This is a genomic window from Bradyrhizobium huanghuaihaiense, assembly GCF_007830635.1.
GTDB lineage: Bacteria > Pseudomonadota > Alphaproteobacteria > Rhizobiales > Xanthobacteraceae > Bradyrhizobium > Bradyrhizobium huanghuaihaiense.
The window spans coordinates 169108-180277 of sequence record NZ_VLLA01000019.1 but is presented as its reverse complement, the minus strand read 5'-3'; the positions used below and the strand labels follow the sequence as shown (position 1 = coordinate 180277).

Here is an 11170-nt window from a genome sequence, read left to right as displayed (position 1 = left end):
CAATTCTTGCCGGGTGTATGGTTAGCAAATGGTTAACGGAGGGGATGGCAGGGGTGTTTCGGGCTCCCAAGTCGTTATTCCGAGGCGGTGCGAAGCACCGAACCCGGAATCTCGAGATTCCGGGTCTGGTCCTGCGGACCAGCCCGGAATGACGGGGCAGGTGGCAAAGCGCCCCTACTTCGCCTTGTCCATCTTCGTCACCGTATACCCCGAAGTCGCCTCCTCGGCCTCGAAGGTCACCTTGTCGCCGACCTTGACCTGCTTGAGCATGGCGGGGTCCTTGACGCGGTAGACCATGGTCATGGGCTCCTCCATGCCGAGGCTCTTGGCCGGCCCGTGCTTGAGCGTGATCTTGCCGGCGCTTTCGTCGATTTTCTTGACCTCGCCGCTGATCGAGGCGCCCTGCGCCGCTCCGAAGGTCAGGCCGAGCGTCAGCACGAGCGCGGCGGTGGTGCGGGTGATCGATTTCATGGCTCTCTCCAGTGCTTCACTTGACGGTGACGTGGCCGACCATGCCGTAGTCGCGATGGTCCGGGATCAGGCAGGAAAATTCGAACGTGCCGGCCTTGCTGAACTTCCAGACGATCTCGGCGGTCTTGCTCGGGGCGAGCCGGACCCCGTTCGGGTCGTCGTGCTCCATGTGCGGATGTTTCTTCATCACCTCGGCGTGCGCGAGGTTCTCCTTGGTGGTGGCGAGCAGGAATTCGTGGTCTTCCTTGCCAGAATTGCGCAGCACGAAGCGGATCTGTTCGCCGCGTTTGACCGTGATGTTCGACGGCTCGTAGGACATCTCGCTCATCGCGATCTCGATGGTACGTGCGGGCTTCTTGGGATCGCCGGGCTCGCCGGCCGAAAAGGTCCCGTGCGCGTGCTGGTCATGAGCAATGGCCGGCGCGATAGAAAGCGCAGCCAGCGCGAGTCCGAGTTTGATAGTCTTCTTCATTGTAGTCTCCAGTTGGTGGTTCATCGAAACGCTCACATCTTCATGTTCTTCATCGGCGGACTGCCTGGTTTTTGCCGCGCCGGCTCCGCAGCCGGTGCCGTGACTTCGTAGGCGACGGTGCCCTGCGGGAATTTGTACGGACCGGGATCGCGATAATCGTCGCGCGCGAGGTCCTCGCGGATCTTCATCACCGTGAACATGCCGCCCATCTCGATCGGACCGAACTGGCCGGTGCCGGTCATCATCGGCAGCGTGTTGTCGGGCGCGGGCATCTCCATGTTGCCCATCGCCATGCCGGTCGAGCCCATCGCCATGCCGTCAGGTGCGAGCTTGCCGACGGCCCTGGCGAGATCCTTGCGCGACACGCCGATCAGGTTGCGCACCTCGTGCCCCATCGCGTTCATGGTGTGATGCGACTTGTGGCAGTGAAACGCCCAGTCGCCGGGATTGTCGGCGAGCACGTCGAACACCCTGACCGCGCCGACCGGAACGTCGGTCGTCGTCTCCGGATATTGCGCGCTCTCCGGGATCCAGCCGCCGTCGGTGCAGGTCACTGCGAAGCTGTGGCCGTGCAGGTGGATCGGATGGTTGGTCATGCTGAGATTGCCGATGCGCACGCGCACCTTGTCGCCGAGCCGCACCGGCAGGGGATCGATCCCTGGAAACACCCGCGAATTCCAGGTCCACATGTTGAAGTCGGTCATCTCGTTGACCTGCGGCAGATAGGTGCCGGGGTCGACGCGATAGGTGCTCATCACGAAGACGTAGTCGCGGTCGACGGGGCGGAAGCTTTGATCGCGCGGATGCACGACGACCATGCCCATCATGCCCATCGCCATCTGCACCATCTCGTCGGAATGCGGGTGATACATGAAGGTCCCGCTCTTCTTCATCTCGAATTCGTAGACGAAGGTCTTGCCCGGCTCGATGTGCGGCTGGTTCAATCCGCCAACACCGTCCATGCCGCTGGGGATGATCATGCCGTGCCAGTGCACGGTGGTGTATTCGGGCAGTCTGTTGGTGACGAAGATGCGGACCTTGTCGCCCTCGACCGCCTCGATGGTCGGGCCGGGCGACTGGCCGTTATAGCCCCACAGATTCACCTTCATGCCTTCGGCGAACTCGCGCACCACGGGCTCGGCGACGAGGTGGAATTCCTTCCAGTCGCCGTTCATGCGGAACGGCAGTGACCAGCCGTTCAGCGTCACCACGGGGCGATAGTCGGGGCCGCTGATCGGGTGCAGCGGCGGCTGCATCACCACCTTGTCCATGGTGGGCGCTTCCGGAATGGACGCGGCCTGAACGCGGCCGCTGATGGCCGATGCGCTGGCAAGCGCGGCGGTGCCCAAAAATCCTCGGCGGGAAAACATGATGGCCTCCGTCTCAGTGGCCGCCATCGGCAGGCGCTGCCGCGGCGATAGTGGTTGACGTCTCGCCGCCGGCGGCGGGCGCGCCGCCACCATTGACGGCGGTCTGCAGGTCGGACTGGGCGAGGAAGAAACTTTGCTTGGCGTCGATGGCGCCGCGCAGTGACGCCAGGCGCTGCCGTGCCTCGGTCAGAAGCGCGAAGATGTCGACCTGCATGCTGGAGAAGCGCAGCTGCATCTCCTCGGTGATGATCTTGCGCAAGGGCACGATCTCGCGCTGGAAGTGGCTGGCGATGTCGTACGTGGACCGGTAGACGCGATAGGCGTCTCGTGCCTCCGAGCGGACATTCACGGCCCGCTCGGTCAGGCGGTTGAAAGCGAGATTGTAGGTCTCGGCCGCCTGCCGCACCCGCACCTCGCCGCCATCGAAGATCGGGATCTGGAACTGCACGTCGAAGCCGCGTTCGCGGAACGGCGGCCCTTCCGGATCCTGGGTGCGGCGGGAGATGCCGGCGAGATCGAGCAGCGTCACGAAACGCGTCGCCTCGGTGAGGTTCAGCGATTTTGCCAGCGCCGTCAGCTCGAGCCGCGCGATCTGCAGGTCGATGCGATGCGCCACTGCATCGGCCTCGATCGAGGGCAAGGCCTGCGGGCGGCGCGGCAGCGGCGGCAACTGGTTGGGCAGGCGGAAATCGAGGCCGTCGTCCCACAGCCCCATCAGCCGCGCCAGTCTTTCGCGCGCGCTCGTCGCCGCCTGGCGCGCCGTCGCAAGATCGGCGGTGGTCTCGGCATAGAACACCTGCTCGCGGGCTTGGTCGAGCTTGTTGAGCGAGCCGGTCTCGCCGAGCTTGACCGCAAGCTGAGCGGTCGATTCCGCCGTCGCCTTCGCGTCGGTCAGCAGCGCCACCATCTCGTTGGCGGCAACAGTGCGGACATAGGCGCGGCGCACGTCGGCAGCGAGCCGCAGCGTCGCCAGCGCCGCGCGCAATTGCGCCTGACGGAAGCGGTCGCGCGCGATCTCGGAGCGGAACGGCAGTGTTGCGAGGGCGAGGATGTCGCCGACAACCTGGCGCTCGATCTCGTTCGCGCCATTGCCCGAGATCCGCGAGATCGAGAATACGGGATTGGGCGGCAGGCTCTGCTCGACCAGCTCGGTTTCGGCCAGCGCCAGCTCGTTGTAAGCGGCTTGCAGCCCCTTGTTGTTGAGCAGCGCGATCTGCACGGCCGTCTCGATGGTCAGCGCGCGCGCCAGCAACCGGCGGACGGTCGCGGTGACGGCCTCGGCCCCTTCGGCCGTTCGCACGAAAGCAACGTCCTTCCTGATCGTCTGGCTCGTGAGCTCCGAGACCGTCGTCATGCCGCCGTCCGGCGAGAACGCCATGCAGCCGGAGAGTCCGAACGCGGTAAGCACGAGCAGGCCCCGCGCAAAATGGTGTGCCATGGCGCGCTCCTACCGGTCTTGCTTCGGCTGCGGCGTGACGGCGTCGTTGCGGTCCCGCCACGGTGCCGGTGTCGCCGGCCGCAGGCTGGTGTAGGGCGCGATGGTCGAGCGATAGCCGACGCGTGCCACCTTCGCCGCGGGATCGGCGGGGTCGGCACTGGCGACTTGTGTCGTTACCGGCATGCAGCCGGACAGCGCCAGCGCGGCAAAGGCCGGCAGCAGCCAATTGAATCGAAAGTGTTGTCCACCCACCGCAGATGCGGCGGCAGACTTCGCCCAGGAAAGCGCCAGCATGATTCATCCCTGATCTGGAAACCACAGGTTCGCGCGCGCAAAAGCGCGCTCGGACCGACGTCGTTGCGTCAGATCAGGTGATGGGGGGGCGGTAGTGCTGGGGCGGCGCCGCGCTGTGCAGGCTGGCCACGATCTCGGGCGCGCAGGTCGACGTCGGCTGGACCGGCGTGGCGACGCTGGGCAGATCGGCCGGCAGCGCGCTGACGCACATCATCGCGCAGCACGGACCGACGGTTCCCTTACCGCCATGATGATGCGGAGCGGGTGCATCCTTCGAGGCGGTCTGGTGATGAGCGTGGGTTCCCGCATGTTCGTGCGAGGCATCGCCATGCTGATGGCTCGCCATCTGGTGATGCGCCGGCACGGGATCGGCGAGGAGTGCGTCGTCAAGGCACGGCGCAGGGCCATTGCCCAAGGCAAGGCTTGCTGCCGGCGCGAGCACGCAGAACAGATAGGCGAAGGCGATGATCCGCCCCACCTTCATCCGCATCGATCGCGTCAATCGCAACAACATTCCGCCGATAGGCTCCTCGCGCGGCAAGGTTGCACACGCTGATTGCAAACTAATGGCAAATCGCGCGTTCGCCAAGCTCCTTCTTACCGCAGTGCACCGCGCATGCCCAATATATCGCCACGTTGCTTGACCGTGTGGCGATCCGCGGGCCATGGTCCGGCCCGTGCACGCGCCAAATCATCCCGAACAAAGATCAGACTCATTCAGCCCTGATTCCCGTCAGGCCTGGATGCGGCTCGTCATTGCGCTGGTGATCGGCTCGATCGGCGGCGTCGGCATGTGGGCGATCGTCGTCATGATTCCCGTGGTGCAGGCCGAATTCGCCGCGACGCGCGGTGCGGTGTCGCTGGCCTTCACGCTGATGATGTTCGGCTTCGGGCTTGGCGGCGTGATCGCCGGCAAGATCACGGACCGGTTCGGCATCGTGCAGGCGATGGCGATCAGCATCGCCTTCCTCGGTGTCGCCAATACGCTGGCGGGACTTTCGACGCAGCTCTGGCAGTTCATCGCGGCCTATTTCCTGATCGGACTAGGAACATCGGCGACCTTCGCGCCGCTGATGGCGGAGGCGTCGCACTGGTTCGAGCGTTATCGCGGCCTCGCCGTGACCATCGTCGCCAGCGGCAATTATGTCGCCGGCACGATGTGGCCCCCGATCGTCAATTGGGGCATGCAGTCGATCGGCTGGCGCACCACCCATATCGGCATTGGCCTCGTCTGTGTGGGCCTGATGACGATCCTGGTGCTGGTCCTGCGCGCGCAGATGGGTAACGACACGGTCCATGACCACGCCAAGGCACCTCCGCCGCGGGTCGATCTCAAGCTGTCGACCAACACGCTGACGGTGCTGCTCTCGATCGCCAGCATCTCCTGCTGCGTCGCGATGGCAATGCCGCAGGTCCACATCGTCGCCTATTGCGGCGATCTCGGCTATGGCGTCGCGCGCGGCGCCGAGATGTTGTCGCTGATGATGGGCTGCGGCATCGTCAGCCGCATCGGCTCGGGCTATCTCGCCGACAAGATCGGCGGCATCCGCACGCTGCTGGTGGGATCGCTGGCGCAAGGCTTTGCGCTGGTGTTCTATCTGTTCTTCGACAGCCTTACCTCGCTTTATATCATCTCGGCGATGTTCGGCCTGTTCCAGGGCGGCATCGTGCCGAGCTACGCCATCATCGTGCGCGAGGCGATGCCTGCGAGCGAAGCGGCGACGCGCGTCGGCATCGTGATCTTCGCGTCCGTGTTCGGCATGTCGTTCGGCGGCTGGGTCTCGGGCGTGATCTTCGATGCCACCGGCTCCTACGGTGCGGCCTTCGCCAACGGCGTTGCCTGGAACGCGCTCAATATCGGCATCGTCGTGCTGCTGCTGATCCGTTCGCGGATGGGCTCGGTCAGGACCGGTCCGGGCTTTGCGACTTAAACGGCCTGTCCTGCTTTCAGTAACGAACAGCCGGTGATCTTGTAGCTGCCATCCGGCTGCTGCTCGACCGTGTAGAGCGCCTCCCAGGCTTCGCCATTGGCATCAATGATATGGACGCGCTGGGCGATCCAACTGCCTTCGCTCTTGCTCTCGCCAAATTCAAAACTCTTGTGCCGATAGACCGGCGCGTAGCCGTTCTGCACCATGGACATGAAGATGTCGGGCCCGGGGAATATCTCCTTGATCGCCGGCGCGGCGTAGGAATAGGCCGCGGCCGCATCGTCGCGGGCAAAGGCCCGTTCCTGGGCTTGAATGACGCCCTGTGCCGCCGAGACATCGCCGGCGCGAGTTGAGACGGGGCCAAGCGCAATACCAAGGACAACAGTGAGAGCGATCAGCAAGGCGGCAATGCGCATGACAGGCTCCGCGTTGGGATCCGGGCGATGCTGATCCTAGCACGACCTCTGGTAAATACGGGCGTGCTATCGCTTCCGTTTCACCGCCGGCTTCGCTGACCTCGCCGCGGGGCGCGGCTTGGCCTTGGCGGCCATCTGCACCCGCAGACCGTCGACGAACACGTCGAGCATGCGCAGCACCGAGGACTGCCAGCCGGGTTGGTCGTGCATGTAGCACATGCCGAAGAACGCCCGCAGCAAGTCCTCGGGACTGATGTCGGCGCGCATCTCGCCGGCCGCGACGGCACGATGGAGCAGCGAGCCGATCGCCGTGGTCAGCCGCTCGAAGGAGAAGGCATGCAGCTCGGACCCGCTCTGCACTGCGAGTGCCAGGGCTGCCACCATGCCCTTCTTGGTGGCAACGAATTCGACACCTGAGCGCAGCCAGCGCCTGAGCGCGTCGATCGGATCCTTCGTAGTCTTCAACTGCTCGGCGAGCTCGCTGAGCTGCTCGACCTCGCGCCGGTACACCGCCTCGAACAGATCCTCGCGCGTCGGGAAATGCCGATAGAGCGTGCCGATGCCGACGCCGGCGCGTTTGGCCACGGCTTCCAGGCTCGCCTCGGGGCCGCCAGCGCTGAACACGGCCTTGGCCGCTTCGAGCACGCGCTCGCGATTGCGTACGGCATCGGCGCGGGGTTTTCGGGTCTGGTCGGTGTGGTCGTCCATATCAGGCAATGTAGATCACGAATTGGTTAGATTGAACCCTTGTTGAACCCTTGGCCGGCTGCATCGCGTTGTATGCGCTCGGGCTTTGACGAATTCCAAATATTTTTCCGCGGCCCTTGTTAAGCGGAGGGTGCCTCCGTATCTTCGCTGAGACGTTGGCCCGGCTCCGCCCGGTCAATTCGAAATCGACGGCGGCCACGGCGGTGGCGCGCTGCGCGATGAGCCATGTCCATATCTGATCGGAGCCTTGTATGAACCACTCCATCAGCCTCACCGTGAACGGTGCGCGGCGCGACTTCGTCCTCGACGATCCGCGCGTCACGCTGCTCGATCTCCTGCGTGAGCGCCTCCATCTGACCGGAACCAAGAAGGGATGCGACCGCGGCCAGTGCGGCGCCTGCACCATCCTCGTCGACGGCAAGCGCATCAACTCCTGCCTCGCGCTCGCCATCAGCCATGACGGCGCCGAGATCCTCACCATCGAAGGCGTCGCGCGGGGCGATCAGCTTCACCCGGTCCAGGCCGCTTTCATCGCCCATGACGGCTTTCAGTGCGGCTTCTGCACGCCCGGCCAGATCATGAGCGCGATCGGCATGATGCAAGAGGCGCAGGCCGGCAATGATCCCGAACGCGTCCGCGAATGCATGAGCGGCAATCTGTGCCGCTGCGGCGCCTATGCCGGCATCGTCGATGCCGTGCTGGAAGCGCAGGCCGGCATGGACGAATCCAACCAGAGGCGCTCCGCATGAAACCGTTCGATTATGTCAGGCCCGCCACGGTCACTGAAGCCGTTGCCGCCGCCGCGCAGCCGGGCGCCGTTTATCTTGCCGCCGGCACCAATCTGCTCGATCTGATGAAGGGCGGCATCAGCCGTCCGGATCGCCTCGTCGATGTCACGCATCTCCACGGGCTCGATCAAATCGAGACGCTCGCCGACGGATCGTTGCGCATCGGCGCGCTGGTGAGCAACGCTGATCTCGCGCATGATCCGGAATTCGCAAGGACTCATCCCGCCGTGGCCGAAGCGCTGCTCTCCGGTGCGTCGGCGCAATTGCGCAACGCCGCCACCGTCGGCGGCAATCTGCTGCAGAGGACCCGCTGTGCGTATTTCTACGACACCGCCAGCCGCTGCAACAAGCGCGAGGCCGGCTCCGGCTGCGACGCCCGCGATGGCGAGAACCGCGGCCATGCCGTACTCGGCTGGAGCGAGAGCTGCATCGCCACGCATCCGTCCGACTTCTGCGTGCCGCTGGTCGCACTCGATGCCGTCGTCGAGATCGAAGGCAGGAGCGGCCGGCGCGAGATCGCGCTCGACGCGCTGCACCGCCTGCCCGGCAATACGCCCGAGCGTGAGTCGGCGCTCGAGCCCGGCGACCTCATCGTCGCCGTGCGCCTGCCGCCCGCAGCGCGCGGCTTCGCCGCGCACGCGCGTTACCTCAAGGTTCGCGAACGCACCTCCTATGCCTTTGCCGTCGTCTCGGCTGCGGCTGCGTTGCGGATCGAGAACGGCAAGATCGCCGAAGCGCGGCTTGCGCTCGGTGGTGTCGCCGCAAAGCCCTGGCGTGCCCGTGCCGCGGAGGACGTTCTGAGGGGTGTCGCGCCGACGGCCGACGCCTTCCAGGAAGCCGCCTGGCGCGCGCTCACCGAGGCAAAGGCGTCCGGCGACAACGCCTTCAAGATCGAGCTGGCGCGCCGCATCGTCGTGCGCGCGCTGCTACTCGCCGCTGCCGGTGCGCCCGCGCGTATCCCCGCGCTGCCGGCTTCTCCCTTTGCCTCCATGTCCGGAGCCATCCATGCCTGAGCTCAATCTCACCAGCGCGCCCGCTCATTTGCGGCACGGCTCGAACATCGGCCAGCCGCTGACCCGCCGCGACGGCGTCCTCAAGGTCAAGGGGCAGGCGACCTACGCCGCCGACAATCATCCGCCCGGCATGCTGTTTGCGGTGATGGCGGTCGCGAGCATTTCGCGCGGCCGCGTGGTCTCGCTCGATGTCGCAGCAGCCAAGCGCCATCCCGGCGTCGTCGACGTCATGACGCCGGACCACAAGCCTGAGCTCGCAATCGATCCTGAAATCAAGACCAATCCGTTCGTGTTTCGGATGGAGGTGTTGCAAAGCCATGAGGTCCGCTACGCCAATCAGCCGATCGCCGTCGTGATTGCCGAGACGCTGGAGGCGGCGACGGAAGGCGCGCTGCTGCTGGCGCCGCGTTACGAAACGTTGCCGGCGCTCGTGGGGCTCGATGCCGGCGAAAGCTTCGTGCCGCCGGTCGTCGGTGTCGGCAATCCCACGGAAAGCCACCGCGGCGATGTCGAGGCTGGCCTCGCCACGGCTGAAAAGCAGATCGACGCGACTTACGAGACGCCGCCGCAATATCACAACGCGATGGAGCCGCATGCGATCGTTGCCTCCTGGGACGGCGACCGTCTGCAGATCGACATGCCGACCCAGGGCCTGATGCTGTCGCTGGCGCGCATCGCCGAATTGTTCGGCATCGCGCACGACAAGATCCACATCCGCAGCCCGTTCCTCGGCGGCGGCTTCGGCTCCAAGGGATTGATGGCCGGGCCGCCAACGCTCGGCATCATGGCGGCAAAACTCGTCGGCAGGCCGGTCAAGCTGGTGCTGCGCCGCGAGCAGATGTACGGCCCGGTCGGTCACCGCGCGCCGACGAGGCAGCGCTTGCGCATCGGTGCCGATGGGGAGGGGCGTCTGACCGCGCTCGATCATCATGCAAGGACCGTGTCGAGCACCTTCGACGATTTCTACGAGCCCGCGGCCGACGCCTCGCACACGCTCTATGCGGCGCCCGCGATCCGCACCTCGCATGACGCGGTGCGCGTCAACACCGGCACGCCGCTGTTCATGCGCGCGCCGGGGGAGGCGACCGGCTCGATCGCGCTCGAGAGCGCGATCGACGAGATGGCCTGGGCCTGCGGCATCGACCCGCTCGCGTTCCGCCTCAAGAACTACGCCGAGGTCGAGCCGATGACGGGAAGACCGTTCTCCTCGAAAGCGCTGCGCGCCTGTTACGATCAGGGCGCAGCGCGTTTCGGCTGGGCGAAGCGCTCGCTCCAGCCGAGACAGATGCGCGACGATGCCGGACTTCTGGTCGGCTGGGGGATGGGCACCGCGACGTTCCCCGCGCTGATGTTCCAGGCCGAGGCGCGCGCTGTGCTCCGCCGCGACGGCTCGGGCGCGATGGAGATCGGCGCGCACGACATGGGGCAGGGCGCCTGGACGGCGCTGGCGCAGATCGCGGCCGATGCCGTCGGTCTCGATATCGACCGCGTGGACTTCAAGGCCGGCACGTCTGACCTGCCCGATGCCGGCATCGCCGGCGGCTCGGCGCACACGGCAACCGCGGGTGCCGCGATCCACAGTGCCGGCGCGGCCGTGATCGCAAAGCTTGCCGATCTCGCCACCAATGATGAGCGCTCGCCGCTGTTCGGCGCCGGCAATGCCGGTGTGATCGCGCGGGACGGCAGGCTGATCCGGCGTGACGACGAGAGCCGCAGCGAGAGCTATGCGGAGATCCTCGCGCGTGCCGGCGTTGCCGAGGTCGAGGCCCGCGGCACCGGCGCGCCGAACCCCGCGGCGATGGAGCAGTATGCGATGCACGCCCACGGCGCGGTGTTCGCGGAGGTGAAGGTCGATCCCGAGCTCGGCCAGGTCCGCGTCAGCCGCATGGTCGGCGCCTTCGCAGCGGGACGCATCGTCAATCCGCATCTGGTGAAGAGCCAGCTGTTCGGCGGCATGATCTGGGGCCTGTCCTTCGCGCTGCACGAGGAAGCCATCACCGATCGGCGCAGCGGGCGGATCATGAACGCTAATCTCGGCGAGTACCACATCCCCGTGAATGCCGACGTGCCGCCGCTCGATGTGATCACGGTCGAGGAGCACGATCCGCATGTGAATGCTCTCGGCATCAAGGGTGTCGGTGAGATCGGCATCACCGGCAGTGCCGGTGCGGTCGCCAACGCCGTCTGGCACGCGACCGGCGTACGCGTCCGCCGCTTCCCGATCCGGATCGAGGAGTTGCTGACGCAGCGTTGAGACAGAATGCGGGGC

Annotated in this window: 12 protein-coding genes; 4 read left to right on the top strand and 8 right to left on the bottom strand. The window is 65.8% G+C overall.

Annotated features, from left to right (window positions below; translation table 11 throughout):
- Nucleotides 1–174 precede the first annotated feature (174 nt).
- The 6 genes from IQ16_RS31195 to IQ16_RS31170 form a co-directional block, all read right to left on the bottom strand.
- On the bottom strand, nt 175–471 hold the full coding sequence (locus IQ16_RS31195; RefSeq protein WP_018646218.1) for a copper-binding protein: 297 nt from the start codon (nt 469–471) through the stop codon (nt 175–177).
- A 16-nt stretch (nt 472–487) separates the two neighbouring features.
- On the bottom strand, nt 488–943 hold the full coding sequence (locus IQ16_RS31190) for a cupredoxin domain-containing protein (protein WP_035667462.1): 456 nt from the start codon (nt 941–943) through the stop codon (nt 488–490).
- Nucleotides 944–975: 32 nt separating this feature from the next.
- Nucleotides 976–2313 carry a copper oxidase gene (locus IQ16_RS31185; protein ID WP_026312491.1) on the bottom strand — a complete coding sequence of 446 codons (1338 nt, stop codon included), beginning with the start codon at nt 2311–2313 and terminating at the stop codon, nt 976–978.
- Between the two features lie 13 nt (nt 2314–2326).
- Complete coding sequence (locus IQ16_RS31180) at nt 2327–3751, bottom strand: TolC family protein (RefSeq protein ID WP_018646215.1); 1425 nt, start codon at nt 3749–3751, stop codon at nt 2327–2329.
- 9 nt (nt 3752–3760) lie between these two features.
- Nucleotides 3761–4045, bottom strand: a complete 285-nt coding sequence (locus IQ16_RS31175) for a hypothetical protein (protein WP_145831941.1) — start codon at nt 4043–4045, stop codon at nt 3761–3763.
- 73 nt (nt 4046–4118) lie between these two features.
- Nucleotides 4119–4559, bottom strand: coding sequence for a hypothetical protein (locus tag IQ16_RS31170; RefSeq protein WP_026312490.1), 441 nt, complete (start codon nt 4557–4559; stop codon nt 4119–4121).
- 151 nt (nt 4560–4710) lie between these two features.
- Between IQ16_RS31170 and IQ16_RS31165 the strand changes: the two genes are divergently transcribed.
- Complete coding sequence (locus IQ16_RS31165; RefSeq protein ID WP_018646212.1) at nt 4711–5976, top strand: MFS transporter; 1266 nt, start codon at nt 4711–4713, stop codon at nt 5974–5976.
- Here the strand turns inward: IQ16_RS31165 and IQ16_RS31160 are convergent.
- Complete coding sequence (locus IQ16_RS31160) at nt 5973–6392, bottom strand: DUF4864 domain-containing protein (RefSeq protein ID WP_018646211.1); 420 nt, start codon at nt 6390–6392, stop codon at nt 5973–5975. The two genes, IQ16_RS31165 and IQ16_RS31160, sit on opposite strands and share 4 nt — an antisense overlap.
- A gap of 66 nt (nt 6393–6458) precedes the next feature.
- Nucleotides 6459–7100 carry a TetR/AcrR family transcriptional regulator gene (locus IQ16_RS31155; protein WP_018646210.1) on the bottom strand — a complete coding sequence of 214 codons (642 nt, stop codon included), beginning with the start codon at nt 7098–7100 and terminating at the stop codon, nt 6459–6461.
- A gap of 251 nt (nt 7101–7351) precedes the next feature.
- On the opposite strand from IQ16_RS31155, the gene IQ16_RS31150 reads away from it, so the two are divergent.
- The 3 genes from IQ16_RS31150 to IQ16_RS31140 are packed head-to-tail and all read left to right on the top strand — an operon-like array spanning nt 7352 to nt 11155.
- Complete coding sequence (locus tag IQ16_RS31150) at nt 7352–7849, top strand: (2Fe-2S)-binding protein (protein ID WP_018646209.1); 498 nt, start codon at nt 7352–7354, stop codon at nt 7847–7849.
- A complete protein-coding gene (locus IQ16_RS31145; protein ID WP_018646208.1) occupies nt 7846–8901 on the top strand; it encodes an FAD binding domain-containing protein in 1056 nt (351 codons plus the stop codon). The genes IQ16_RS31150 and IQ16_RS31145 overlap by 4 nt, the downstream gene beginning before the upstream one ends.
- Nucleotides 8894–11155: a xanthine dehydrogenase family protein molybdopterin-binding subunit gene (locus IQ16_RS31140; RefSeq protein ID WP_018646207.1), complete on the top strand. Its 2262-nt coding sequence runs from the start codon at nt 8894–8896 to the stop codon at nt 11153–11155. The genes IQ16_RS31145 and IQ16_RS31140 overlap by 8 nt, the downstream gene beginning before the upstream one ends.
- Nucleotides 11156–11170: the final 15 nt, after the last annotated feature.